The organism is Halomarina salina (assembly GCF_023074835.1).
In the GTDB taxonomy this organism is placed as follows: Archaea; Halobacteriota; Halobacteria; order Halobacteriales; family Haloarculaceae; genus Halomarina; species Halomarina salina.
In genome coordinates this window covers 430,452-454,378 of record NZ_JALLGW010000002.1, presented here as the reverse complement: position 1 = coordinate 454,378, position 23,927 = coordinate 430,452, and the positions used below count along the sequence as shown (strand labels likewise).

At 69.8% G+C, this 23,927-nt stretch carries 26 protein-coding genes and 2 pseudogenes; 19 read left to right on the top strand and 9 right to left on the bottom strand.

Annotation, left to right across the window (positions count from 1 at the left end):
• Positions 1–136 precede the first annotated feature (136 nt).
• The 7 genes and pseudogenes from MX571_RS18160 to MX571_RS22805 all read left to right on the top strand — a co-directional run.
• Positions 137–3,235, top strand: coding sequence for a malectin domain-containing carbohydrate-binding protein (locus tag MX571_RS18160; RefSeq protein ID WP_247419373.1), 3,099 nt, complete (start codon positions 137–139; stop codon positions 3,233–3,235).
• Positions 3,236–3,398: 163 nt separating this feature from the next.
• Positions 3,399–5,174 (top strand): CARDB domain-containing protein, encoded by a 1,776-nt coding sequence (locus MX571_RS18155; RefSeq protein ID WP_247419371.1) that lies wholly within the window; start codon positions 3,399–3,401, stop codon positions 5,172–5,174.
• A 57-nt stretch (positions 5,175–5,231) separates the two neighbouring features.
• Positions 5,232–6,530: a hypothetical protein gene (locus MX571_RS18150; RefSeq protein ID WP_247419368.1), complete on the top strand. Its 1,299-nt coding sequence runs from the start codon at positions 5,232–5,234 to the stop codon at positions 6,528–6,530.
• A 199-nt stretch (positions 6,531–6,729) separates the two neighbouring features.
• The gene (locus MX571_RS18145; RefSeq protein ID WP_247419365.1) at positions 6,730–7,149 is read left to right on the top strand and encodes a cobalamin B12-binding domain-containing protein; all 420 of its coding nucleotides are present in this window, start codon (positions 6,730–6,732) and stop codon (positions 7,147–7,149) included.
• Entirely contained in the window at positions 7,149–8,189 is a 1,041-nt protein-coding gene (gene meaB / locus MX571_RS18140) for a methylmalonyl Co-A mutase-associated GTPase MeaB (RefSeq protein WP_247419362.1), read from the top strand. The genes MX571_RS18145 and meaB overlap by 1 nt, the downstream gene beginning before the upstream one ends.
• Positions 8,190–8,340: 151 nt before the next feature.
• Entirely contained in the window at positions 8,341–9,297 is a 957-nt protein-coding gene (locus tag MX571_RS18135) for an alpha/beta fold hydrolase (RefSeq protein ID WP_247419359.1), read from the top strand.
• Positions 9,298–9,383: 86 nt separating this feature from the next.
• Positions 9,384–9,743 (top strand): annotated as a pseudogene (locus MX571_RS22805) (acyltransferase); the annotation flags it as partial.
• A gap of 21 nt (positions 9,744–9,764) precedes the next feature.
• Here MX571_RS22805 and MX571_RS18125 read toward each other — a convergent pair.
• The 4 genes and pseudogenes from MX571_RS18125 to MX571_RS18110 form a co-directional block, all read right to left on the bottom strand.
• A pseudogene (locus MX571_RS18125) lies at positions 9,765–10,280 on the bottom strand (nitrilase-related carbon-nitrogen hydrolase); the annotation flags it as partial.
• A 6-nt stretch (positions 10,281–10,286) separates the two neighbouring features.
• Positions 10,287–10,712, bottom strand: a complete 426-nt coding sequence (locus MX571_RS18120; RefSeq protein WP_247419453.1) for an SRPBCC family protein — start codon at positions 10,710–10,712, stop codon at positions 10,287–10,289.
• Positions 10,713–10,756: 44 nt separating this feature from the next.
• A complete protein-coding gene (locus MX571_RS18115; RefSeq protein WP_247419450.1) occupies positions 10,757–10,984 on the bottom strand; it encodes a DUF7123 family protein in 228 nt (75 codons plus the stop codon).
• 52 nt (positions 10,985–11,036) lie between these two features.
• Positions 11,037–11,234 (bottom strand): DUF7525 family protein, encoded by a 198-nt coding sequence (locus MX571_RS18110; RefSeq protein WP_247419448.1) that lies wholly within the window; start codon positions 11,232–11,234, stop codon positions 11,037–11,039.
• A gap of 168 nt (positions 11,235–11,402) precedes the next feature.
• Here MX571_RS18110 and MX571_RS18105 point away from each other — a divergent pair, with 168 nt between their 5' ends.
• The 3 genes from MX571_RS18105 (at position 11,403) to MX571_RS18095 (ending at position 13,301) form a co-directional block, all read left to right on the top strand.
• The gene (locus MX571_RS18105) at positions 11,403–12,410 is read left to right on the top strand and encodes a DUF7490 domain-containing protein (RefSeq protein ID WP_247419445.1); all 1,008 of its coding nucleotides are present in this window, start codon (positions 11,403–11,405) and stop codon (positions 12,408–12,410) included.
• Positions 12,407–12,709, top strand: a complete 303-nt coding sequence (locus MX571_RS18100; protein WP_247419442.1) for a DUF8060 family membrane protein — start codon at positions 12,407–12,409, stop codon at positions 12,707–12,709. Before MX571_RS18105 ends, MX571_RS18100 begins: the two co-directional genes overlap by 4 nt.
• 73 nt (positions 12,710–12,782) lie before the next feature.
• Positions 12,783–13,301, top strand: a complete 519-nt coding sequence (locus MX571_RS18095; RefSeq protein ID WP_247419441.1) for a hypothetical protein — start codon at positions 12,783–12,785, stop codon at positions 13,299–13,301.
• Positions 13,302–13,365: 64 nt separating this feature from the next.
• Here MX571_RS18095 and MX571_RS18090 read toward each other — a convergent pair whose 3' ends face one another.
• The gene (locus MX571_RS18090; RefSeq protein ID WP_247419440.1) at positions 13,366–14,091 is read right to left on the bottom strand and encodes a DUF2797 domain-containing protein; all 726 of its coding nucleotides are present in this window, start codon (positions 14,089–14,091) and stop codon (positions 13,366–13,368) included.
• Positions 14,092–14,258: 167 nt separating this feature from the next.
• On the opposite strand from MX571_RS18090, the gene MX571_RS18085 reads away from it, so the two are divergent.
• The gene (locus MX571_RS18085; RefSeq protein ID WP_247419439.1) at positions 14,259–15,071 is read left to right on the top strand and encodes a phosphatase PAP2 family protein; all 813 of its coding nucleotides are present in this window, start codon (positions 14,259–14,261) and stop codon (positions 15,069–15,071) included.
• A 10-nt stretch (positions 15,072–15,081) separates the two neighbouring features.
• Here the strand turns inward: MX571_RS18085 and MX571_RS18080 are convergent, their stop codons facing one another.
• Positions 15,082–16,266, bottom strand: coding sequence for an MFS transporter (locus MX571_RS18080; RefSeq protein ID WP_247419437.1), 1,185 nt, complete (start codon positions 16,264–16,266; stop codon positions 15,082–15,084).
• 137 nt (positions 16,267–16,403) lie between these two features.
• On the opposite strand from MX571_RS18080, the gene MX571_RS18075 reads away from it, so the two are divergent.
• From MX571_RS18075 to MX571_RS18060, 4 genes are all read left to right on the top strand, one after another.
• Entirely contained in the window at positions 16,404–16,589 is a 186-nt protein-coding gene (locus tag MX571_RS18075; RefSeq protein ID WP_247419436.1) for a hypothetical protein, read from the top strand.
• A complete protein-coding gene (locus MX571_RS18070; protein ID WP_247419435.1) occupies positions 16,586–17,431 on the top strand; it encodes a beta-keto acid cleavage family enzyme in 846 nt (281 codons plus the stop codon). Before MX571_RS18075 ends, MX571_RS18070 begins: the two co-directional genes overlap by 4 nt.
• Positions 17,432–17,541: 110 nt before the next feature.
• Entirely contained in the window at positions 17,542–18,165 is a 624-nt protein-coding gene (locus MX571_RS18065) for a VOC family protein (RefSeq protein ID WP_247419434.1), read from the top strand.
• A complete protein-coding gene (locus MX571_RS18060) occupies positions 18,166–18,750 on the top strand; it encodes a flavin reductase family protein (RefSeq protein WP_247419432.1) in 585 nt (194 codons plus the stop codon).
• Between the two features lie 34 nt (positions 18,751–18,784).
• Here MX571_RS18060 and MX571_RS18055 read toward each other — a convergent pair whose 3' ends face one another.
• Positions 18,785–19,162, bottom strand: coding sequence for a winged helix-turn-helix transcriptional regulator (locus tag MX571_RS18055; protein ID WP_247419429.1), 378 nt, complete (start codon positions 19,160–19,162; stop codon positions 18,785–18,787).
• 109 nt (positions 19,163–19,271) lie between these two features.
• Here MX571_RS18055 and MX571_RS18050 point away from each other — a divergent pair, with 109 nt between their 5' ends.
• The 4 genes from MX571_RS18050 to MX571_RS18035 all read left to right on the top strand — a co-directional run bounded on the left by MX571_RS18050 (position 19,272) and on the right by MX571_RS18035 (position 22,103).
• Complete coding sequence (locus MX571_RS18050) at positions 19,272–19,937, top strand: alpha/beta hydrolase (RefSeq protein ID WP_282594685.1); 666 nt, start codon at positions 19,272–19,274, stop codon at positions 19,935–19,937.
• A 79-nt stretch (positions 19,938–20,016) separates the two neighbouring features.
• On the top strand, positions 20,017–20,328 hold the full coding sequence (locus tag MX571_RS18045; protein ID WP_247419426.1) for a DUF7471 family protein: 312 nt from the start codon (positions 20,017–20,019) through the stop codon (positions 20,326–20,328).
• Positions 20,325–20,837 (top strand): winged helix-turn-helix transcriptional regulator, encoded by a 513-nt coding sequence (locus MX571_RS18040; RefSeq protein WP_247419424.1) that lies wholly within the window; start codon positions 20,325–20,327, stop codon positions 20,835–20,837. Before MX571_RS18045 ends, MX571_RS18040 begins: the two co-directional genes overlap by 4 nt.
• A 177-nt stretch (positions 20,838–21,014) precedes the next feature.
• Entirely contained in the window at positions 21,015–22,103 is a 1,089-nt protein-coding gene (locus MX571_RS18035; RefSeq protein ID WP_247419410.1) for a DUF7350 domain-containing protein, read from the top strand.
• 69 nt (positions 22,104–22,172) lie between these two features.
• On the opposite strand, the gene MX571_RS18030 is transcribed toward MX571_RS18035, so the two are convergent.
• Both MX571_RS18030 and MX571_RS18025 read right to left on the bottom strand, forming a co-directional pair.
• Positions 22,173–22,751, bottom strand: a complete 579-nt coding sequence (locus tag MX571_RS18030; protein WP_247419407.1) for a histidine phosphatase family protein — start codon at positions 22,749–22,751, stop codon at positions 22,173–22,175.
• A gap of 67 nt (positions 22,752–22,818) precedes the next feature.
• Positions 22,819–23,784, bottom strand: coding sequence for a diacylglycerol/lipid kinase family protein (locus MX571_RS18025; RefSeq protein WP_247419405.1), 966 nt, complete (start codon positions 23,782–23,784; stop codon positions 22,819–22,821).
• Positions 23,785–23,927: the final 143 nt, after the last annotated feature.

Sequence of the window (23,927 nt, the reverse complement as noted above, 5' to 3'; positions counted from 1 at the left end):
CAGTTCTCGCGGGTCGTCGGCGGCGACGGACGGACTCCAGAGGTCCGCCATCACCCGTCGCTCGCGGCGGCCACCTGCAGGAGAACGGTTCGCCGACTCGGGTCGGCGTGACAGCCAACACAGACACAACACAAAAATGACAAGAAACAGAGGGGCCGGAACGGCCCTCAGACCACTCGCGGCCATCGTCTTCGCGGCGATGCTCGTCGTCTCCGCGGGCGCGGCCGGGGTCGCCTTCGCGGCGACCAGCACCGAGGTCAGCGTCCTCGCGACCAGCCAGACGGTCGACGTCGGCCAGACGGCCACGTTCGAGGTCGTCGTCGAGAACACCGACGGCGACGTCGGGGCGGCGGAAGGGGAGGTGACGCTCACCGACTCCTCGGTCGCCCAGATAACCGACGTGAGCTACGCCGGTAGTCCGGCGAGCACGAACGTGGACGTCGCCTCGGACGGTGGCTCGGCCACCTTCGCGGCGTTCTACGGGTCGAACTCCCTCGCGGGTGACGGCCCGAGCGTCACGGTCCTGACCGTGACCGTCGAGGGGACCGCCGCCGGGCAGACCGGCGTCGACCTCGCCGAGTTCCTCGTCTTCGACGACGCGGGGTCGGGCTACGACGTCACGGCGACCAACGGCGCGACGCTGACCGTCGAGGGCAGCGACGATGCCACCAGCGCGACCGTCACCGCCAACGACGGCGAGGGCATCGCGGCGAGCACCTACGGCGGCGGCTCGTTCGCCATCACCAACGACGGCGAGACCGACGTCGAGTCGGTCACCATCGACCTCTCGGAGAGCGTCGTGCCCGACGTCGTGTTCGACCCCGACGGGACCGCCGGCGACGCGGTCGCCAAGGGGTTCAGCCCCGACGGCGGCGCGAGCGCGACCGGTCTCGTCGACGGCACGTTCTCGGCCCCCCACAACGGCGTGGACGGCGAGGACGGCTACGACGTGCTGACCATCGCGTTCGACGACTTCCAGCCCGGCGAGACGCTGACGTTCTCGGTCGACATCGACCCGACGAGCATCAAGGACGTCGACAGTTCGGGCGGGGCCGGGTCGGTCTCCGGCCTCGAACTCGCGGGCAGCACCGTCACCGTCACCTCGGCCGACGGGAGCGTCACGAACGACCTGTTCACCGACGGAAGCGCCGGCGGCGCCCAGGCGACCGCGAACGGCGACGTCGCCGCAGCGCCCACGCTCGGCGTTCAGGGCGTCACGCTGGGCGGGACCGACTTCCCGGCCCACGCGGCCGCGACGGTCGGCGACCAGAGCCAGACGCTCACCGTCGACGGACCGGCCGGCGAGAGCGTCACCCTGCTCCACGTCGTCGGGACGCCGGCACCCGCCGCCGGCTACGACGTCGACGACTACGAGGCGAACATGGCCGCGAGCGTCTCCACGCAGACGGTCGCGCTCGGCTCCGACGGGAGCGCGACGGTCGCGGTCTCCCTCTCGGAGGGCGACTACGACTACTTCCTCGCGGCGGTCGCGGGCGAGAACTCCGGTCGCACCTCCCAGACGGTGATTCTGGAGTACGACTCGGACGCTCCGTCGGGACCGTCCGACGGTGAGGTGGTGTTCGCGGTGAACGCCGGCGGGAACCAGTACACGGCCACCGACGGCACGGAGTACGCGGCGGACACGAACTTCGGCGGCGGGAGCACGTACAGCGTCTCCGGCGCGCCGGACGTCGCGAACACGGACGACGACGCGCTCTACCACACCGAGCGCTACGGCGACCCGTTCAGCTACGACGTGCCCGTCGAGAACGGCGTCTACGAGGTGACCCTGCAGTTCGCCGAGATCTACCAGGGCGTCTCGCCGAACGACGGCGACACGGACCAGATCGGCGACCGCGTGTTCAGCGCGAACGTCGAGGGCGGTGCGGTCGAACTGGTGGACTACGACATCTACGCGGACGTCGGTCCGCTCTCCGCGACCGAGCGGACGTACACCGTCGAGGTGACCGACGGCGAACTGAACGTCGAGTTCAGCGCCAGCGCGGACAACGCGAAGGTCAGCGCCATCGTCGTACGCTCCGTCGAGGACGGCAGCGGCGGCGGACCCGTCGCACCCAACGCGTCGGTGGCCGTCACCCCCGACTCGGGCGTCGACGCGACCACGTACACGGGTGGGTCGTTCCAGGTGACCAACACCGGCGAGTCGGCCATCGAGACGCTCACGCTCGACCTCGCGCCGACGATGCTGCCGGACATGGTGTTCGACCCGTACAACACCGCCGGCGACAACGTCGGGAAGGAGTTCAGCCTCGACGGCGGTGCGGTCACCGTCACGAACGTCGAGTACGCCGACTTCCACAACGGCGTCGACGACACGGCGGGCTACGACTCGCTGGTCGTCACGCTCGACGGGTTCGACCCCGGCGAGACGATGACGTTCTCGGTCGACAACGACCCGACCAGCATCAGCAGCACGCCGCTCGGCTCGCAGGCCGCCGGTCCGGTCTCCGGACTGGAGCTCTCGGGGGCGACCGTCACGGTCGCCAACGAGGCGGGCGCGACTACCGCCGACCTCGTCGGCGACGGGAGCGCCGGCGGGGCCGAGGCGTCCCTCGACGGTGACGTCGCCCCGGCGCCGACCATCGGCGTCGACGGCGTCTCCCTCGACGACTCGATACTCTCCGCGCGCCACGCCGGCGCGACGGTGAACGAACAGGCCCAGACCGTCACGGTCAGCGGTCCGGCGAACGCGCCGGTCACGCTCGTGCGCGTCGAGGGCGTCCTCGACCTGAGCGACGTCCCGACGCCGTACGACGTGGAGGACTACGAGGCCAACAAGGCGGTCGTCGTCGAGTACTACTCGACCACGACCGACGCGACCGGCCAGGCGACCGTCGCGGTCGACCTGACCAACTCCTCGGCCGACGGCGGCCTGAACTACTTCGTCGCGGCCGTCGAGGACGGCGACGGCGACCCCGGATTCGCCTCGAACTACGTCGTCCTCCGGTACGACCCGTCCAGCACGGGCGACGACGGTCCCGGACCGGTGGGCGAGTTCACCTCGCCGCCGACCGACCCCGACGGTGACGGCGTCTACGAGGACGTCAACGGCGACGGTTCGTTCACCGTCTCCGACGTGCAAGCGTTCTTCCAGAACTTCGAGGACGGCGTCGTCCAGGCCAACGAGGACGCCTTCGACGTCAACGGCGACGGCTCGGTGACCATCTCGGACGTGCAGGCGCTGTTCGTCGCACTCCAGGGAGGAAACTCGTGAGCCAGCGCCACAGCCACGGAGCGGCCGATCACCGCTCCGATGCGCGACCGGCGGCCGGACTCCAGAGGTCAACCTCTCCCCGCCACGTCGCCCCATCGACCCCGTTCGGCCGCCGAACGGACACGACTCGACCAGCAGCGCGAACGACCACGACAGAAGACGAATGAACCACGATACATCGACACTCAGGGCGGTCGCGGCCCTCGTACTCGCGACGATGCTCGTCGCCGCGGCGGGCGTCCCGGGCGTCGCCATGGGCGCGACGAGCACCGAAGTCAGCATCGCACCGAACAGCCAGACCGTCACCGTCGGCCAGACGACGACGTTCGACGTGGTCGTCGAGACCACCGACGGCGACGTCGGGGCGTCCGACGTCGACCTCGAACTGACGGATCCGTCAGTGGCGGAGATCACGGCCGTCAGCGTCGCCGGCAGCCCCGGCTTCGTGAACACCGACGTCGCCGCCGACGGGTCGTCGGCCGGCTTCCAGGCCGTCTACGGCAACAACCCCATCGCGGGGGCGAGTCCGACGATAGCGACCGTCACCGTCGAGGGTGTCGCCGAGGGGTCGACCGGCCTCAGCATCACCGACGCCGACCTCAGTGACCTGCCCGGCAACTCCTACGACGTGACCGGCACGAACGGCGCGACGCTGACCGTCGAACCGGTCGCGGTGGACCCGGCAGACTTCCAGGTCTCGAACCTGCAGGCACCGGGAAGCGCCGACGCGGGCGAGTCCATCTCCGTCTCGGCGACCGTCACGAACGACGGCGGCGAGAGCGGGACCCAGACCGTCGTCTACCAGTTCGACGGGCAGACGCTCGACTCCGAGCAGGTGACGCTCGACGCCGGGCAGTCCCAGGCCGTCACGTTCGACGTGACCGTCCCCGGCAGCGCCAGCGCGGGCAGCTACACCCACGGCGTGTACAGCGACGACGACAGCGCGACGGCCGCACTGAGCGTCGCCGCGTCCTCCGGCGGTGGCGGCGACGGGCCGGCGACGGCCGTGAGCCTCTCGCCGTCCGAGCAGACCGTCGGCGTCGGCGGCACGGCCACCTTCGACGTGGTCGTCGAGAACGCCGACGGCGGCGTCGGTGCCATCGACCTGGACGTGGCAATCGGCGACACCGCCACGGCGGAGATCGTCGGCATCGACTCGCCGGCGACCGGCTTCGAGGACGCGAGCGTGGCCGGCGACGGCTCCTCGGCGTCCATCGCCGCCGTCGGAATGGACACGGCCGACACCGGCGCGGTGACGGTGGCGACGGTGACCGTCGAAGGGGCGAGCGTCGACTCGACGACGCTCTCCGTCTCCTCGGCGGTCCTCGGGACCGAAGACGGCGTCGAGACCTACGACGTGACCGGCACGTCCGACGCGACGCTGTCCGTCGTCCCGGCGGAGTTCCTCGTCTCGAACCTCGACGGCCCCGACAGCGTCGTCCGCGGCGAGTCGCTCACCGTGACGGCCGACGTCACGAACGACGGGAGCCTGGAGACGACCAAGACCGTCTCGCTCCGCTTCGACCTGAACGGCGACGGGACGCTCGCGCCCGGCGAGACCGTCGCGTCCGCGCCCGTCACCCTCGGTGCCGGCGTGACCGACTCGGTCCCGCTCAGCGCCGCGATTCCCGACTCCCTCGCGCCAGGCGAGTACGACTACGGCGTGTTCACCGTCGACGACGAGGCGACCGGGACCGTCGCGGTCACTCTCGCGCTCATCGACGACAGCTACGCCGGACCGCCACAGGACCTCGACGGCGACGGCGTCTACGAGGACGTCAACGGTGACGGCGAACTGACCGCCAGCGACGTGCAGGCGCTGTTCGTCAACCGCGACTCCGGCGTCGTCACCGGCGACCCGCTCCTGTTCGACTACAACGGCGACGGCCAGTTCAACGTCGTCGACGTCCAGAACCTCTTCGCCCAGACCAGTGACTGAGACCACACCACAGCACAGCCGACGACCAGCACACAGCGATAGACGACACACCAACCGATGACACCGAAACACAGGACCCGACCGACGTACCGCACGCAGACACTGGCGATACTGGGAGTACTCCTGCTCCTCGTCGGGGCGATGACCCCCATCGCCCTCGCTCAGGAGGACGGAGTGACCGTCGCCGCGTCGCCCGCGAACCCGACGATAGCGAACGGCGAGAGCGTCACCTTCGACGTCGTCGTCGAGGGCGCGGACACCGTCGGAGCCATCGAGGGCGACGTCGCGCTGACGAACCCCTCGGTCGCCGAGATAACCGCCGTCTCGCTGGGCGGGTCGCCGGCACTGGAGAGTGCCCGCGTCGCGGCCGACGGTGACTCGGCCGCGTTCGAGGCCATCTACGGCAACGACCCGCTCACCGGGAGCAGCGTCGTCGTCGCGACGGTGACCGTCGTGGGCACCGCCGACGGCCAGACCGGCATCGACCTCTTCGACGTCGCCGCGGGCGACGCCGCGGGCGCGAGTCTCGCCGTCACCAGCGTGAGCGACTCGTCGCTCACCGTCGGGTCGTCGACGGACCAGCCCACGGAGGAGCCACCAGCGACCACGGACGAGCCGCCGGTGACCACCGACGAACCGACCGAACAGCCACCGGCGACGACCGACGAACCGCCGGCCACCACGGAAGAACCGCCAGCGACGACCGAACAGCCACCGGCGACCACGGAGCAACCGCCGACCACTACGGAGCAACCGCCAACGACCACGGAGGAGCCGCCAACGACCACGGAAGAACCCCCGGCGACGACCGACGAACCGCCGGCGACGACTGAGGAGCCACCGTCGACCACCGAGGAGCCGACGGAAGAACCCACCGAGCAGCCCACCGAACAGCCGACGGAGACACCCGATGACGGTACGGACGGCGACGATGGTGACGACGGCGAGTCGACCTACTTCCAGGTCGACTTCGTCGTCGGCGAACCGAAATCGCACGTCGGACCCGACGACGGGTTCTACAGCGACGAGCAGCGCCTCGTCCGGTACGCGCACGGCGTCGACGACCGGACGACCCGCAGCGGGTCGACACCGACGCTCGCCGACGACGCGGCGGCCTGCCTCGACGCGGGCTACGTCCAGGTCGAAGACGGCACGGCGACGATATCGTTCGCCGTCGACGACGGCTGTGAACTCACGCTGAGCCTCGTGAGCTACGAGAAGCCCGGCGCTGGCTTCGACCGGGGCGTCTCGCAGGAGATGGTCGACGCGTCCACCGGGACGTTCGGCCCCGGCGAGTACTCCCTCACCGTCGAGTTGCCCGACGGCGACGAGGTCGACGCGAGCGCGCCCGCGTAATCCGCAGAACCACGTGGTCGGGTCGGTCCCACCGGCCCCGCAGGCGTCACTTTTTCGACCGACTCGACGTCACACGACCGAGACGTCCGTACAGAGCAGTCGCAGTCCGACCGGTAGGTCCTAGTCGGTCCGGTCGCCCCGCTCCGGTCTCCTTAGACAGTTCGTTAGAGTCAATGTGCCACCCCGTGAAGCGGGGGTCATGAGCGCAGATACGGACCAGCGGACCATCCGCTGTCTGGTAGCGAAAGTCGGGCTGGACGGTCACGACCGGGGGGCACACGTCATCGCGCGGGCGTTCCGCGACGCCGGGTTCGAAGTCATCTACTCGGGGCTCCACCGGTCGCCCGACGAGGTCGTCCAGGCCGCCGTCCAGGAGGACGTCGACGTGCTGGGCATCTCCATCCTCTCGGGGGCGCACAACACGCTCGTCCCGAAGATTCTCGAGGGGCTCGAGGAGTACGACGCGCTGGACGACACGCTCGTCGTCGTCGGCGGCATCATCCCCGAAGACGACCGGCCCGAACTGAAGGAGGCGGGCGTCGGCGGTATCTTCGGCCCCGGCGCGTCGATGGAGGAGGCGGTCGAGTTCGTCCGCGAGAACGCTCCCCAGCGCGACTGATGGGCGACCTCATCGACGACCTGCTCGCGGGGAAGCACCGAGCGCTCGCCCGCGCCATCACACGTATAGAGAACCGCACGCCGGGCTACCGCGACCTCGTCAGCGAACTGTACCAGCACACGGGGGACGCCGACGTCATCGGCGTCACCGGGTCGCCGGGCGCGGGGAAGTCGACGCTCGTCGACAAACTCGCGAAGCACTACCGCGACGAGGGTCTCACCGTCGGCGTCATCGCCATCGACCCCTCCTCGCCGTTCACCGGCGGCTCCGTCCTGGGTGACCGAATCCGGATGGCGAGCGTCTCGGGCGACATGGACGTGTTCTTCCGGTCGATGAGCGCTCGCGGCAGCCTCGGCGGCCTCTCGACGGCCACCGCGGACGCCGTCAAGGCCCTCGACGCGTTCGGCAAGGACAAGGTCATCGTCGAGACGGTCGGCGCGGGGCAGAACGAGATAGACATCGTGAAGACCGCCGACACGGTCGCCGTCCTCGTCCCGCCCGGCAGCGGCGACGACGTGCAGATGCTCAAAGCGGGCATCCTCGAAATCGGCGACGTGTTCGTCGTCAACAAGGCCGACCTGCCCGGCTCGGACCGCACCGTGATGGAACTCCGGGAGATGATCGACACCCGGAACGACTACACCGAGACCGCCGAGCACCACGGGGGCGACGCGGCGGCCGCGATGGAGCGCGTCACCCAGAGCGAGGCGGACGAGGAGGGCTGGGAGCCGGTCGTCCTGGAGACGGTCGCCGAGGAGGGAACCGGCGTCGAGGAACTCGTCGAGACGCTCGCGGACCACGCCCGATACCTGGAGGAGTCGGGGACCGGCGAGGAGCGGGCGCGCCAGCGCTACGCCGAGGAGATACGCACGCTCCTCCGCGAGGACGTCAACCAGCTCGTCGCGGGCGAACTCGCCGCCCGCGGCGGAATCGAGGAGTACGTCGAGCGCGTGCTGGCCCGCGAGACCGACCCGTACGCCGTCGCGGACGAACTCGTCACGCCCATCGAGGAGTGCGTCGACGCCGAACGCGACGGCTGAGGCGAGTACGGTCGAGGTGGCTTCGACTGAGAAGACTCGGCCGAGGCGACCTGGGTCGAGGCGACGTCGGAGCGAGCGAGACGGTCACGTGCGGCGAGGGAACTGACACCGCGTGGACAGGGATTAAGCGCCCGACCGTCCTACGGAGACCATGCGCATTCGTAAGCTTCTCGTCGGTGCGGTCGCCGGCCTCGGGGGGACAGCCGTCGCCAACCGACTGCTGTCGGACCGGGCGTCGACGCCGCACACGCCGCTGGGCCGAGCGACCCAGACGTACCGCTGGCGCGGGTTCGACGTCTCGTACACCGAGGCGGGCGACCCGGACGACCCGGACCTCGTCCTGTTCCACGGCGTCAACGCCGCCGCCTCGTCGGCCGAGTTCGTCCCGGTGTTCGACGCGCTGGCCGAGGAGTACCACGTCCTCGCACCCGACCTGCCGGGGTTCGGCCTCTCGGACCGGCCACCGCTGATGTACTCCGCGTCGCTGTACGAGACGTTCGTCGCCGACTTCCTGCGAGACACCAGCGAGGACGCCACCGTCGTCGGGTCGTCGCTTTCCTCGGCGTACGTCGCTCGTTCGGTGGCGGAGGGCGACCTCGACGTGCGCGAACTCGTCCTCGTCAGCCCCACGACGACGACGGTACCGGGGCGGCGCACGTGGCTCCGGTCGCTGCTGCGCGCACCGCTCGTCGGCGAGGGCCTGTTCAACCTGCTGGCGAGCAAGCGCTCGTTACAGTACTTCCAGGCCGACCACGGCTTCTACGACACCAGCCACGCCGACCCGGAGTGGACGGAGTACCGCTGGCAGTTGGCCCACCAGCCCGGCGCGCGGTTCGCGCCCGCGTCGTTCGTCGGCGGCTTCCTCGACTCGGACGCCGACCTGGAGGCGACGCTCGCCGACCTGGATATCCCCGTCACGCTCGTCTGGGGACGGAACGCCACCGACATGCTCCCGGTCGAACGCGGGCACGACCTGGCCGAGGCCGCGGACGCCCGACTCGTCGTGTTCGACGACGCTCTGCTCCTGCCTCACTACGAACACCCCGGCGAGTTCGTCGCCGTGGTCCGCGGCGAGGACGTGGACGACCTGGAGTACGTCGAGGCCTGAACGGCAGCGTCGAGGGTGAACAGCGTTCTCGGCTATCAGCAGTGAGTAACCGGTACTGATTAGCGGAGGGAATTTGCGTCAAGTGTATGGCACGTGATGTTGACGACTCGACACGGGTCGTAGAGTCTGAAATCGGTGAATCGATGGTTCGTGAATACGTGACCGTTCATGACTCCACGGTAGGAGACGACTGTGGCATCTACGAGCGGACATCGCTCAAGAAGTGCCACGTGGGCGATAGCGTTGACATCAACGCAGGCTGTTTCGTCGAAAACGCCGAGATCGGTGACGAAGTACAGGTCGGTCCAAACTGCAGTATCGTGGGGGTCACGCACGATCTCGGTGAAGACGGTATGGAACTCCGCGACGATGTGTTCGAGCGAATTATTCTCCACGACGGGGCGTTCGTCGGTGCAGGCGCTGTAATCGCTCCCGGTGTCGAAATCGGACCGAATGCAGTCGTGGCAGCTGGCTCCGTCGTCGACGAGGCGGCGGTACAGTTCGGGGAAGCGCAGGTCGTAACAGGTCGTCGTGGCGACGGTGAACCCGTCGAAGTCCACGGTGGGCAGCGACTCGCCCGCGACGAGCAGGTCGGACTCCGCGGAGTCGTAGCCGAACAGGTGGCGCTTGCGGTAGACGGCGCGGCGGTCGCCCGCCCGGTCGAGGAAGACGGAGGTGTTGGCGAGGCCCTCCTCGGCGGGGCCGCCGTCGGTCGTCGCGAGGTCCTCGACGATGCTCCCCGCGACGATGCCCACCTCGTGGTCGCGGGCGGCCTCCGCGAGGCGGGTGAGCGTCGGTCCGTCGAGGGACTCGGCGCTGCGGGCGTAGCTGTCGAACGCGAAGTAGCCGACGGTGAACAGTTCCGGGAGGACGACGAGGTCCGCGCCGCGGTCGCTCGCCCGGTCGACGGCGGCCACCGCGCGGTCGACGTTCTCCGTCACGTCGGTCGGTTCGACGTCGAGTTGCGCGAGGGCGAGTCGCATGGATACTCAGGCGGTCGCCAGGTCGCGGCGGAGCGCGTCCTCCAGGTTGTCGAGTTCGCCGTCGAGGTTGCGCTCGAAGTACTTCTCGACGCCGGGGAGCTTCCCGTCGACGGTGAAGCGGTTCGTGAGTCGCGTGCCGTCGCCGTGGGGCGTGAGTTCGTGTTCGCCGACGACGCGCATCACCTTCGAGCGCCCGACGAACCGGACGTACTCCGGCGGTCGGACGTCGGTCTCCTCCGTCTCGATGGACGCGGTCCGTTTGAGCAGCGGGATGGGGAGTTTCACGTGCCAGACGGCGGTCCCTTCCCCCGTCTCTTCGAACTCGTCGACGACGCTGATGGGTGCGGCGCGCTTGCGCGGGTCGGAGATGAACGCCCAGACCTCCTCGGGGGAGGCGTCGAGGTCGAACGTCCGTTCGACGCGTACGGTCATGGGGGTACTACGAACCGCAGCGGAAAATTACCGTGGGGTTCCGGTCAGGCACCGGGGGTTACTCGCCACGTGGTGGACTTGGCGCGACCCCACTTCTCGATGTCGACGTCGTCGGCGCTGTCGGCGAGTCGGGGCAGTCTGGCACCGACCTGCTTCGCGGTGAGACCGACTCCCTTCGCGATGCGTTTGGCGCGGAAGTACTGGTTACCGTTCGCGACGCTGTCGCGAAGGTACTCGAGGATCTGCTGGTCTTCCTCGCTCAACTCTGCCATAGCCATCGCTAGGCGATTGCGCGGATTAACGGTTACGGCCTGCGGTCGCTGGTCACCGGGGTTGCTCGGCGAGATGCAACGCGGCGATGAGGACGGTCCCGGCGACCATCGCGGCGGCGAACCCCATCCCCGCGAGCACCTGCATCTCGTCGAACGCGGCGACGAGCATCACGAGCGCGCCGCCGACGCCGAGCGCACCGAACAGCAGTCCGAGGCCGAGGCCCATATCGGACCCGACTGACGCTTCCATACGCATCGCTCGTGGAGCGACCGGATAAACCCCGCCGATTCGGGCGACGCTCGCCACCGGTCTCCGGACGAGTCGGTCGCTACGAGACCTCGCGCCGCTCGTCCGGATGGTTCCTCGTCGTGACCTGTTGAACACAAAGCATATCATCTACCTCCCGAGTGTCGGTGCATGGATAGGAATCTGGTCCTCGCTGCCGGCGTCGCGCTGGTGGTCCTCGTCTCGGCCGTCGGGATGGTGGCCGTCCCGGGCGTCCTCGCGGCCCCCCAGCAGGACCCCGAACCACCCAGCAGGCTCGCCGTGAGCGACCTCGCCATCGGCACCGGCGCGGTCACCGGCGAGACGGCGACCCTCCGCGTCGAGACCCGACTGAAACACCGCGGCGGCGCGGCCGACAACGTCACCCTCCGCGTCCGCGCCGTCGACGCCGCGTCCGGCCTCGTCGAGACCGAGCGCACCGTCGCGGTCGGCACGGTCGACGGCGACCGCGAACGGGCGGTCACCGCGAACATCACCGTCCCGCGCTCGGGCGACTACCGCGTCGAGTCCATCGTCTACCAGAACGAGCGCCGAATCGTCGAGACCCGCCGGTCGGTCTCGGGCGTCGGGTCGCTCCAGCCCGCGTTCGCCGAGAGCGACCTCCAGTTCCACCGGTTCGACGGGCCGATGCCCGCCGTCGAGTTCGAAATCGCCGCCAGCGACGACGACCGGACGACGCTCGCCGTCGACGCCCTCCTGACGAACACCGGCGACGACGTGGTCGGCGACGTCGAACTGCTGGTCAAGGCCCGGCAGGTCGACTCCGGCATCGTCGCCGACCGGTCGACCGTCGACGTCAGCGAGGTCCGCCCCGGCCGCACCGCCACCGCGTCGCTCGACCTGACGGTCCCGACGCAGTACAACTACTACCTCGACGCCGTGTTGCTGCGCGACGGCGTCGTGGTCGACACCGTCCGCGCCCCCGCAGCACTCGACCCCACGAAGACGATTCCCATGAACCAGACCACCACCGACACCGGCCTCCAGGTGAGCGACTTCGACTCCGACGAACCGACCGACGACCGCCCCGCCCGCACCCAATCCTACGAATCCGACGGTCAGGGTCCCGGCTTCGGCGTCGTCGTAGCGCTGGTCGCGGTGCTCGGCACGGCGCTGCTCGCCCGGAGGCGGTCGGCGTGAGCTCCGAGACGCGCGACGGCGAGGACGCCGTCGACCGACCCAACGCCGACTACGGCCCGAGCGCACGCACCCGGACCGCGCTCGACGCCGACCAGTTGCGGACGTACCTCCTCTATGGCGCGCTCGGTCTCTGCGTCCTGCTGGCGCTGGTGGCGACGGTGAACTTCTACGGCAGCGCCTCCCACGCCATCGACGTGTGGGTGAGCGAGCGCTACCAGCCGCTGTACCAGGCGGCGTTCAACCTCGGCGTCCTGCTCCTGGCGGCGGTCGGCATCTCGCTGGTCGTCCGTCGACTGTAGCCACGCTGACGACTCACTTTGCGACCGACGCCAGTCACACATCCTTTTGTGACGTGGCCGAGAAGGGCGGCCCATGAGTGACGACGACCCGACGGAGGAGACGCCGTCCGACGAATCGGCCGACGAAGAGCCAATCGTGAGCGGTGACGACGAGGCGGGCGACGACGCGGGCGAGGAGAAGTCGTTCCGCGAACGCGTCGAGGAGATCCGACAGCAGCGCGCCGAACAGCGCGAGGGCGAGGGCGGCCCCGACGACCGCTCGCCCGAGGAGCGTCTCGAAGAGGCGTTCGGCGGCGAGGAGGGTGGTCCCGGTGGGATGGGCGGTGGCGGCAACCCGTTCGCCCAGATGATGGGCGGTATGATGGGCGGCGGCGGCCCCGGCGGGATGGGCGGTGGCGGCATGGGCGGCGGCCCCGGTGGCATGGGCGGCGGTCCGCCCGGAATGGGCGGCGGCCCCGACCCCCGCGAACGCGGCGAGAACGACCGCGCCAACGAGGAACTCGTCCGCGAGGTCCGGAAGGTCCGCGACGAGGTCCACGACGTCCGCCGCGAACTCGAACGCATCGCCGACGCGCTCGAATCGCGTAACTGACGCGTCGTCGCGTTCTTTCAGTTTTCGCTCCAGTCGTCGTGAGCGACGGCGCTCGCGACCTCGTTCAGAAACTCCCGAGACTCGACTGGAGCGCGCGACCGTCCGCCTCCTCGTGCACCTCGTAGCCGAGCAGGTCCCGCAGGTCGACGGCGTACGTCGTGCCGCCGCGGTCGAGCAGGAGGATTCGGCCCTTCGTCGCGCGGACCGTCCCCGTCAGCAGCGTCTCGGCGACCGGTCGCGCGTCGAGGTCGACGCCGTAGTCGAAGTCGAAGCGCTCGACGACGCGGTGGTCGGCCAGCAGTGCCTCCCACGCCGTCTCGTCGACCTGTTCGTGGAGTCCGGCCACCTTCGTCGCCACGCGGACCTGGTCGCCGACGTCCCGGGCGATCTCGGCCTCCAGGTCGCGGGCGACGCGGCCGTCGCTGACGGTGTGGATGTGCGCGGCGCGGTCGGCCCCCTGCTCGCGGAGGCGCGTCTCCAGTCGCCACGAGCGAGTGACGCCGACCTTGAACACGTCGGGGGCGAACGCGGCGAGGTAGACGGCGTGTTCCTCCGTCGAGTCTGCGTTCGACTGGACCGACCAGGGGACGGTGTGCGTGGGACAGTAGGGTGCCGCCGGGTTCGCACAGAACTCGTGGCGCTCGGTTTCGTAGTCGATGCGGCCCGCACAGTGTCGTTCGCCGAGCGTGTACGCGAGGTCCGTACCGGGCGCGAGCACCTGCCGCGAGAGGTCGCCGTCGCTGGCGAGGCGGAGAGCGGGGTCGGAGCGGTCGTAGCCCACGACTTGCACGCCTCGACGTTCGGTTCCGGGGTGCAAAACGCTGTCTCGATGGCGGTGACCGTCCGGTGGTGGTCGTGCGATGGTGGTCGTGGACCGTGCGGTGGAGTGACACCGAACGTGCCAGTAACTCTAGAAGAAAAGATATTTAGCCTCATTAGCGATACGTGCACCTTGCAATGATGGTCCCCCTCCAACCGGAGACGCAGTACGTCGTGGGGATGACAGCGGCCGCGCTGGTCGCCTTCCTCGTCGGCGCACGCGTCTTCCTCCCCGACCTTCGCCCCGTGGCGTTCGTCCGGGAGTTCCTCCGAACTGACTGGCGGTACATCGGTCTCGCGTGGGTCGTGACGTTCTGCGTCAACGAACTCGCACACCGGTTCCACGCCGACCGAACGTTCACCAACTACGTCTACGAACTCGAAGGCCCGGCGGTCGCCACGTTCCAGTCGGTGACTGCTATCGTCCCCGAGTGGGCGGCGTACGCGCTGACGGCGTTCTTCACCGTCGCGTACCTCGTGGGCTTCCCGTTCATCGTGCTGTTCACGTACTTCAAGCTGAAGGCACACGACGAGGGACAGGCGCGTCGCTACGCGATGGCGTACATCGTCCTCGTGTTGCTGGCCGTGCCGTTCTTCCTGCTGTTCCCGGTCGGCATTCCGGGGCTGTACCTGCTGGAGGTGCGGCCGCTGATGCTGGACTTCAACCCCATCATCCGCGCCGGCGTGATGGCGACGGACACGCTGGTCAAGGCGTTCCCGAGCCTCCACACCGGGCTCTCGGTGCTCGCGGCGCTGTACGCGCGGAACGCGAGCGAGAAGTACTCGCGGCTGGTGAGCGCACTCGCGTTCATCATCGTGCTGTCGACGCTGTACCTCGGTATCCACTGGCTGACCGACGCGCTGGCCGCGGCCGTGCTCGCGGCGGGCGTCTACTGGTTCACCCAGCGCGTCGACCCCGACCGGTTCAACCCGGTGGCGCGCGGGAACTGACTGGACAGCCTCACCACTTCCTCTCGACCCGACTCACGACGACCACCAGCGTCGCCAGCGCCATCGCTCCGGCGAGCGTCGAGAGCGCGAGTCCCCACCCGGAGACGGTCACCGCCCCACCGACGACCAGCCCACAGAGCGCGGCGAACCCGATGTAGACGGTCCGGACGAGGCCGAACCCGTGACCAGACTCCTCCGCGTCGAGGTGGTCGAGGAACCGCGACTGCACCGCGGGGCTCCATCCCATCCCGACGCCGACGAGCCCCACGCCGAGGGTGACGACGGCCGTCCGGTCGCCCACGACGAGCAGACAGAACCCGGCGACGCCCGACAGCAGCGTCCCGACGACGACCGGGTCGCGACCGACCCGGTCCGAGAGCCACCCCGTCGGCACCTGGATGGCCGCCTGGACGGCGAAGTAGCCGGCGAACAGCGTCCCGGCGAGCGTCGGCGAGAGCCCGTGATACGTACGCAGGACGGCGGGGAGGTAGGAGAACGCGGCCGTGTCGGCGAACTGCGCGAGGGCGGCGACGGCCGTCGTCACCGCGATGGGTCGTCGCGAGAGCAGTTCCCGGAGCGTCCCGGCGTCGAGTCGTTCGCGGAGCGCGGTCGTCGACTCCGGAGGCACGCTCTGACCACGGGGTCGGACGAACAGCGCGAACCCGACGAACGCCGGGAGCGCGACGGCCGCCCCCGACGCGAGGGCGACCCGCCAGCCGTATCTCACGCCGACGAGCGCGACCAGCGGGCCGGTGAGGCCGACCACCTGCGCGCCGAGTCGGTGGACGCCGATGGCGCGGCCGGTGGCGTCGAACCGGTCTGCGAGGAGCGCCGTCGCCGGACTGTAGTACGCGCCGCCGACCGCACCGAGCAGTGCCATCGCGCCGACGAGCACGGCCCCCGAGGTGGCTCCCGCGAGGAGGAGGCTGGCGACGGCAGTCCCGAGGAGCGCCGCCAGCACGACCCGTCGTGCGCCGAACCGGTCACCGAGCGCGCCGCTGGGCAACTGGGCGAGCGCGTAGGTGACCGTGCTCGCGGTGAAGCCGACGCCGAGCGTGAGGTCGGAGACGCCGACGCCCGCCCGAACGTCCGGGTAGACGATTGTGAGGACGTACTCCGCGAACCGGACGCCGAAGTAGGCGACGACGCAGCAGGCGAGCACCGTCCGGCGGTGGGGCCACGAGCGGAGGGACACGTGATACCCGGACGATTCGACGCGTCGACAAGTGCGCTGTGGTCGGCTGCGGTGCCCTACTCACGTCCGAGTCCCCGACACCCCGGTGACCTCGCAATCAGCGAACGCTTTTGGCGAACTCGCGCGTCCCCCGTTCCATGACCTGCCCGTATCTGGAGTACCGCGACGCGGACGAGGAGCGGTCGTTCGACACCGACCGAGCGTACTGCACCGCCGTCGACGCGTTCGTCCAGCCGATGCGCGCCGACATCTGTAACGACCGCTGGAGCCTCGACCACGAGACGGACTGCGAGTTCTACCGTGCGGCGGAGGACCAGGAGTGAGCTACGACGACTACCTCGCGGGCGAGCCGGCCATCGTCACCGCCGCGCTCACCGGCGGCGTCCACGGCAAGGAGGCGAACCCGAACCTCCCCGAGACGCCCGCGGAGATCGGCGAGGCGGCCGCCGCCTGCCGGGAGGCCGGCGCGAGCGTCGTCCACGTCCACGCCCGCGCGGACAACGGCGAGCGAGCGTTCTCGACCGAGCGCTTCCAGGCCATCGACGACGAGATTCGCTCCCGCGCGCCGGACCTCGTCGTCCAGCACTCGACGGGGGCGACCGGCGCGTCCGACGAGGCGCGCCTCCAGCCCCTGCGCACGGACCCCGCCCCGGAGATGGCGAGCCTCGACATGGGGCCGCTCAACCGCTACCAGCACCTGACGAGCGAGAACACGCGCGCCACCATCGACAGACTGTACGACGAGATGCGCGAGCGGGGAATCAAGCCCGAACTCGAACTGTTCAACGGCGGGCAGGTGACCGAGACCTACGAGCTGCTGGAGCGCCGCGACCTCGACGACCCGGTGTACGCGACGCTCATCTTCGGGTCGGGGACGCTCACGCGGCCGACGCCCGAGAACCTCCTCGCCCTCGTCCACGACCTTCCCGACGGTGCGTCGTTCAACACGCTCGGGTTCGGCCCCCACCAGCTCCCGTTCGCGACGATGGGGCTGCTGTTCGGCGGCCACGTCCGCGTCGGCCTGGAGGACAACGTCTACTACCGCCGCGGCGAACTCGCCGAGAGCAACGCGCAACTCGTCGAGCGAGTGGTCTCCGTCGCCGAGACGCTCGGTCGACCCGTGGCGACCCCCGACGAGACCCGCGAGATACTGAACCTCGGGTAGCGGTTCGCTGCGGTGAACTCGTCCGCTCGTCACCATCCAGGTGACGCTCGTGCCACCCGCTAACCGCCGCGTCCACGGGAGGCTATACGCCGTCGGCTCGTAGCGCCCCCGTGAGCAGCGACCCCCCAGTCACCGCCGACCGCCCGGACAGCACCCTCCACGTCGAGGGGACCGACCACGTCACGCTCGTCGGGTCGACCGTCGAGGACACCGTCGCGTTCTACCGCGACACCCTCGGCATGCGCCTCGTGATGCGCCAGCCGAACCTCGACAGTACCGACGAGACTCACCTGTTCTTCGACGCGGGCGACGGCCGCCTCGTCACGTTCTTCTGCGACGAGGAGCGCGACTCCGTCGAACGGCAGGACCCCGACGTCGGCGCGGTCCACCACCTCGCGTTCCGCCTCGACCCCGAACAGTTCCGCGAGACCCGCGAGAACCTGCGGGAGACGGGGCGGCGCTTCTCGGAGTTCGACCGCGGCGCGTTCCACAGCCTCTACACCAGGGACCACAACGGCCTGACCATCGAACTCGTCGCCGACAAGTTCGCCATTCCGGACGACCGCCGCGCCGAGGTGCTCGCCCGCGCCCACGCAGCGCGCGTCGAAGCGGAAGCGGAGTACGTCCGCGGCGAGGACCTCCGGACCGCGCTGGAGGCGCTGGACCTCCCGGTCGAGGAGCACGACCTGCCCGACGCACCGACCGGGACGGACGTCTCCGAGGGGCGGGCCTGAATGGAGGGCGCACCCGAGGAGTTCGGGTCGGCGTACCGTCTGCTCGGCGGTGTCGTCGTCCCCCGACCAATCGCGTGGGTCGGAAGCTACGACGCCGAGGGCCGGGCGAACCTCGCGCCGTACTCGTTCTTCAACGTCGTCTCGCCCGACCCGCCGGTCGTCTACTTCGCCCCCGGCGGCACCGGCGAACACCGCAAGGACAGCGCGAACAACGCCATCGAGAGCGAGACGTTCACCGTCCACGTCGTCACCCGTGACTTCGCCGAAGCGATGAACGCGACGAGTGCGACGCTCGCGCCCGGCGAGGACGAGTTCGAGCACGCGCACCTCGAACGCGTCGACGCCACGCGCGTCGATGCACCACGAATCGCGGACGTGCCGGTCGTGCTGGAGTGCGAACTGTACGACACGCAGGAGATCGGCCGCCAGACGCTCGTGTTCGGCGAGGTGGTCCACGCCCACGTCGACGACGACCTGCTCACGGACGGGAAACCGGACGTCAGGAAACTCGACGCGGTCGGTCGCCTCGCGGGGAGCTACTACAGCACGACAGAGGACCGGTTCAGGCTCGAACGCCCGGACTGAGGGACGAACAGTACGTCAGTAGGGCCCCCCGACGTCACTCGGCGGGCGCGTCCGCCTCGGGTTCGGCGGGCGTCGTCTCCGGGTCCACGACGCTCTCGTCGAGCCAGTCGTTCGCCCAGCACTCTATCTCCTCGAACACGGGGCGGAGCGAACAGCCCTTCTCCGTCAGCGAGTAGTACGTCGCGACCGGCGCGTCCTCCTCCAGTCTGCGGTCGACGAAGCCCGTCTCCTGCAGGTCGCTGAGCACCCGCGAGAGCGTCCGCGAGGACGCTCCCGTCGAGCGCTTCAGTTCGTTGAACCGCTTCTCTCCCTCCTGCAGGTCGTGCAGGACGACCAGTCGCCACTGCGAGCCGATCTGCTCGATGGAGTCGATGACGACACAGGCCTCCTCGGTGTACTGCTCCCCTGACATCGATGTCACCTGGTGTCCCGTTCGTCCGCGAACGGTTAAAGTAGTTCGCCTCGTAACCAGGTTTATCGATGCAACTACGAAACCGGTCGACCGACGGGAGGGACGCCCGATGAGTTCGCTCGGTCCCGACGACCCGGTGGACGGACCACACCAGTCCCAGCCGCTCGTGACGGGCGGCGCGGACCCGGCGGAGGCCGAGGCCGCCGTCGTCGCCATCCACGGGCGCGGCGCGACGGCGCGGAGCATCCTCGACCTCGCTCGGCAGGTGAGCCAGGGGCGAGACGACGTGGCACTGCTCGCGCCGCAGGCCGCGCGGAACACCTGGTACCCGAACTCCTTCCTCGAACCCACCGAGTCGAACCAGCCCGGTCTCGACTCCGGGTTACAGGCTATCGCCGACGCCATCGCGACCGCAACGGACGCAGGCGTCCCCCCCGAGAAGGTGATGACGGTCGGCTTCTCGCAGGGGGCGTGCATCTCCAGCGAGTTCCTCGCGCGCAACGCGCAGCGTCGCGGCGGGCACGCCGCACTGTCGGGGGGCGTCGTCGGCCCGGACGACACGCCGCGGGACTACGACGGGTCGCTCGACGGCACGCCGGTCTTCCTCGGCTGTTCGGACCGGGACCCGCACATCCCGCTCGAACGGGTCCACGAGACGCGCGAGATATTCGAGGGGCTGGGCGGCGAGGTGGACGAGCGCATCTACGAGGCGATGGGCCACGGCGTCAACGAGGAGGAGCTACAGGTCGTGAGCGAGATGGTCGCCGACCTCTGACTGCGAACCACCGACTGCCGACCGTTTCGACGCGCGAACCAGAACCCGAAAGCCGGTCGAGCGGCTACGGTCGGTAGCAATGGGTGCAGGACACGGGTCGGGACTCGCGCTCTCGCTGGTCCTCGCGGGCGGCGGGTCGCTGCTGCTCGTCGGTCTCGCTGGCGTCGCGTACGTCCAGCGGCGCTCCCGGTCGTACCTGCTCGTCCTCCTCGCGCTCGCGACGCTGCTCGCTCGGACCGTCGCCGGACTGCTCATGCTCGACGGACTCCTCGCCGACGGCGTCCACCACACGCTCGAACACGTCCTCGACGTGGCGCTGGTCGGGTTCCTGCTGGTCGCCGTCTACTCCGTCCGGTCGGACCGCGCGCGAGCCACGGGTGAGCGCCGATGAGCGAGACGCGCGACCGGGTCGCCGCGCAGGTCCGCGAGACGCCGGGTATCCACTTCAACGGACTCGTCCGGGCGCTGGACCTCGCGCCGGGGCAGGTCCAGTACCACCTCGGCCGTCTGCGGTCGGCCGACTCCATCGCCGAACAGCGCCTCTACGGCCGGACGCACTACTACCCGCCGTCGTACGACGAGTGGGAGCGCCGGGCGCTGGCGCTGCTCTCCCGCGAGACGGCGTCGGACGTCGTCGCCGCCCTGCTGGACGAGGGTACCGCCCGCCCGAGCGCCGTCGCCGAGCGAGTCGGCATCGCCCGGAGCACGCTGGAGTGGCACCTCGACCGACTCGTCGAGCAGGACCTCGTCCGGAAGGAGCGCGACGCGCGCAACCGCGTCACGCTGGCACTCGCCCGCCCCGAGGAGACCGCCCGACTGCTCCGCCGGGCGACGCCGTCGCTCCCGGGCAGACTCGTCGACCGGTTCACCCGACTCATCGACCACCTGCTGGAGGAGTGAGTCGCTGTCCGGGACCCCCCGTCCGCTCGCCTTCCGACCACCCATCCGTCCCGGACCATCCGACCCCCCCATCGTTCACGAAGCCGTGTGTGGCCGCGACACACGTTCTCCGGTGCGGACACGAGCGTTCGACGGTCGGACCAGAACGCCCTTTCGTCGGACTCCCCGAGTACGTGTATGCGACGACGGAGGTTCCTCCGGGCGGGGCTGGGTCTCGCGGCTGCCGGCGCGACGACCGCTTCGGCCGGGTGTCTCGGCGTGTTCGAGACGCAGCCCGCCGGGATACCGCCGGTCCCCGAGAACCGTCCCGACGCCGTCTACGTCCCCAGCCACGAGGAGGGGATGGCGTCGGTCGGTATGGGGACGGCGGGCGACTACGAGTTCGGGCTGATGTACAGCTTCGCCCACCGGTTCTGGAACGTCAACGGTCGGGACGTGGAGAAGACCGGCGTCGAGTCGAGCGGCGACGACGCCGTCCACCTGATGGCGGTCGTCTGGGACCCGGAGACGAAGCTCGCACTGCCGGAGACCGGGATGGACGTCGACATCAGCAGGGACGGGGAGTTCGTCTCCCAGGAGACCATCTACCCGATGCTCAGCCAGGTGATGGGCTTCCACTACGGCGCGAACTTCACGCTGGAGGGCGACGGCACGTACGACGTGAACGTCAGCGTCGGCGGGATGTCGACGCGCCGGACGGGGTCGTTCGCCGAGAGGTTCGCCGACCCCGCGAGCACGACCATCGAGTTCGAGTACAGCAGCCAGCGCAAGGACGGCCTCTCGTTCGAGACCCGCGACGACGCGGGGGAGAAGGGGGCGCTCGAACCGAACTCGATGATGGACGCCGACTCCACCGCCCCCGCCGTCGAGGACCTGCCGGGTCGAGTGGTCGGGCAGGGGACGAGCAACGACGCGGTGCTCGTCACCACCGTCCTCGACGCGCCGCCGGAGGGCGTCGACGGTGACGGCCAGTACCTCGCCGTCTCTGCGCGGACGCCGTACAACCGGATGGTCGTCCCCGCGATGGGCCTCGACGGAGCGGTCACACGCGACGGCCAGTCGGTGTTCGAGGGCGAACTCGTCCGAACGTTCGACCCGGACCTCGGCTACCACTACGGCGCACCCGTCGAGAGCCTCCAGTCGGGCGACGACGTGACGCTCTCGGTGACGACGTGGCCACAGACCGCCCGCCACGAGGGCTACGAGACGGCGTTCGGCGGCCTGCTGGGCGACGGGATGCCCGACGTGACGTTCACCGCTAAGTGAGGCCGGTGGCCACGGTCCGAAACGAGTGGGGTCACGAGTTCGACCTACAGTCGTTCGCGGGCTGACGCGCTACTCGGCCGGTTCGTACAGCCGTCGAATCGCCGCCATCTCTGCCCCCTCGAAGCGCGCCTCGTAGACATCCGGCGTCGTCAACGCCTCGCGCCAGAACGTGCGGTCGAACCGGTCGTCGTAGTGGTGCAGCGTCGCCGTCAGCAGTTGGCCGTGCGTGCCGACGGCGACCGTCTCTCCCTCGTGTCGGTCCAGTATCCGCTCGACGGCGGCGACGCCACGGGCCTGCGCCTCGTCGCTGGACTCGCCACCCGGCCACGCGAACGACCAGTCGCTCCACACGGCGTCGACGGCGCTCTCGAACGTCTCGCCGACCGTCTCGACGGGGCCGTCGGCCAGCGCCCGTTCGCGGAACCCGTCGTCCGTTCGCACGTCGAGGTCACGACGCACGGCGAGCGGTTCGACCGTCTGCCGAGCGCGCTCGTACGGACTGGAGACGACGGCGTCGATACGCCGGTCGTCCAACTGGTCGGCGACTCGCTGGGCGGCGACCCGACCTGCCGTGGAGAGTGGCCGCTCGGCTTCGCGGTTCGGAACCCACGGCGAGTGCGCGTGACGGACGAACAGGAGGGTCGTCATCCGTGAGGGAACTTCCGCAGGGACGATACGTGGTCCGGTTCTCGTCGTCGTCTCGCCCGACTCGATCTCACGACCTCGTCGGTTCGACGTCGTACGCCGGGCCGACGCAGACCCGGAGCGCGAACGGTCTGGTGTGGAGGCGGAGTTCGTCGTGTCGCCGTGGCTCGCCGTCGAGGCTGAAGTCGATGGGGTCGCCGTCGGCCCCCCGGATGCTGAGCTGACTCGCCTGTGTGTGGAACACGTGGTCCGTCGTCCGGCCGAGTACCCGCTGGGCGAACGCCTCCGCGACGATGTCACCGGCGGGCATCCGCTCGATGACGACGACTTCGAGCAGGCCGTCTTCCAGTTCCGCCTGTCCGCCCTCCTCGACGAACCGCCGCGAGTTTCCGACGAGCGCCGCGAGCGCGTCGCCCGACCACGACACCGTCTCGCCGTCGGAGATGGCGGTGAGGTCGATGTGGAGGCCGTCGAAGGAGGCGGCCTGCTTCAGCCCGCTCGCGACGAACGCGAGCGACCCGAACCGCTCTTTCTGCTCGCTGCTCGTCGCGACGCTGGCGTCGGCCAGCAACCCCGCGATACAGGACATCACGAACGGTTCGCCGTCCGCGACGCCGATGTCCACCCGACGGCGTGCGCCCGTCTCGACCACCTCGAAGGCGTGCTCTGCGTCGCGGATGCCGATGTTCGTCGCGAAGATGTTCTCGGTTCCGACCGGCACGACGGCGACCGTCGTCGTGTCGAGCGCCTCCGCCTCCGCGAGGCCGACGACGACCTCGTGGAGCGTCCCGTCACCGCCGGCGACGGCGAGCAGGTGCACGTCGTTCGCGGCCGCGTCGCGGGCGAGTTCGGTCGCGTGGCCCTCACCCGTCGTCTCCTCGATTCGGTAGCCGCGTTCGGTCGCCAGCTCTCGCACCACCTCCGTGTGGTCTGCCGTCCCGCTCGTCGGGTTGAGGACGAGCCACCGCTCGCCGTCGGCCTGGGGCATCGCCCCGGCGACCGGTTCGTCCTCGATAGAAAACCCCTGCTGCTGCATGTACCCCTCCTAACCGGACGGGGCCTCAAAGGTACGTCGCCTGCCGAAGAGGGACGTCCCTTCGCCCTCGGCGAGTCGGTGGGTGACGAACGACGTCGAACGCTCGGTACGCCGAGCGGTTCTGCGGGCGTCGGCGCGGTTCG

What these genes read in the sequence shown, in the direction of transcription:
- MX571_RS18060 (WP_247419432.1), top strand. Translation starts at nt 18,166, where the DNA reads ATGGAGGGCGCACCCGAGGAGTTCGGGTCGGCGTACCGTCTGCTCGGC.
- MX571_RS18150 (WP_247419368.1), top strand. Translation starts at nt 5,232, where the DNA reads ATGACACCGAAACACAGGACCCGACCGACGTACCGCACGCAGACACTG.
- MX571_RS18055 (WP_247419429.1), bottom strand. Translation starts at nt 19,162, where the DNA reads ATGTCAGGGGAGCAGTACACCGAGGAGGCCTGTGTCGTCATCGACTCC.
- MX571_RS18105 (WP_247419445.1), top strand. Translation starts at nt 11,403, where the DNA reads ATGGATAGGAATCTGGTCCTCGCTGCCGGCGTCGCGCTGGTGGTCCTC.
- meaB (WP_247419362.1), top strand. Translation starts at nt 7,149, where the DNA reads ATGGGCGACCTCATCGACGACCTGCTCGCGGGGAAGCACCGAGCGCTC.
- MX571_RS18075 (WP_247419436.1), top strand. Translation starts at nt 16,404, where the DNA reads ATGACCTGCCCGTATCTGGAGTACCGCGACGCGGACGAGGAGCGGTCG.
- MX571_RS18110 (WP_247419448.1), bottom strand. Translation starts at nt 11,234, where the DNA reads ATGGAAGCGTCAGTCGGGTCCGATATGGGCCTCGGCCTCGGACTGCTG.
- MX571_RS18085 (WP_247419439.1), top strand. Translation starts at nt 14,259, where the DNA reads ATGATGGTCCCCCTCCAACCGGAGACGCAGTACGTCGTGGGGATGACA.
- MX571_RS18155 (WP_247419371.1), top strand. Translation starts at nt 3,399, where the DNA reads ATGAACCACGATACATCGACACTCAGGGCGGTCGCGGCCCTCGTACTC.
- MX571_RS18025 (WP_247419405.1), bottom strand. Translation starts at nt 23,784, where the DNA reads ATGCAGCAGCAGGGGTTTTCTATCGAGGACGAACCGGTCGCCGGGGCG.
- MX571_RS18160 (WP_247419373.1), top strand. Translation starts at nt 137, where the DNA reads ATGACAAGAAACAGAGGGGCCGGAACGGCCCTCAGACCACTCGCGGCC.
- MX571_RS18095 (WP_247419441.1), top strand. Translation starts at nt 12,783, where the DNA reads ATGAGTGACGACGACCCGACGGAGGAGACGCCGTCCGACGAATCGGCC.
- MX571_RS18030 (WP_247419407.1), bottom strand. Translation starts at nt 22,751, where the DNA reads ATGACGACCCTCCTGTTCGTCCGTCACGCGCACTCGCCGTGGGTTCCG.
- MX571_RS18115 (WP_247419450.1), bottom strand. Translation starts at nt 10,984, where the DNA reads ATGGCAGAGTTGAGCGAGGAAGACCAGCAGATCCTCGAGTACCTTCGC.
- MX571_RS18035 (WP_247419410.1), top strand. Translation starts at nt 21,015, where the DNA reads ATGCGACGACGGAGGTTCCTCCGGGCGGGGCTGGGTCTCGCGGCTGCC.
- MX571_RS18045 (WP_247419426.1), top strand. Translation starts at nt 20,017, where the DNA reads ATGGGTGCAGGACACGGGTCGGGACTCGCGCTCTCGCTGGTCCTCGCG.
- MX571_RS18145 (WP_247419365.1), top strand. Translation starts at nt 6,730, where the DNA reads ATGAGCGCAGATACGGACCAGCGGACCATCCGCTGTCTGGTAGCGAAA.
- MX571_RS18040 (WP_247419424.1), top strand. Translation starts at nt 20,325, where the DNA reads ATGAGCGAGACGCGCGACCGGGTCGCCGCGCAGGTCCGCGAGACGCCG.
- MX571_RS18050 (WP_282594685.1), top strand. Translation starts at nt 19,272, where the DNA reads ATGAGTTCGCTCGGTCCCGACGACCCGGTGGACGGACCACACCAGTCC.
- MX571_RS18120 (WP_247419453.1), bottom strand. Translation starts at nt 10,712, where the DNA reads ATGACCGTACGCGTCGAACGGACGTTCGACCTCGACGCCTCCCCCGAG.
- MX571_RS18135 (WP_247419359.1), top strand. Translation starts at nt 8,341, where the DNA reads ATGCGCATTCGTAAGCTTCTCGTCGGTGCGGTCGCCGGCCTCGGGGGG.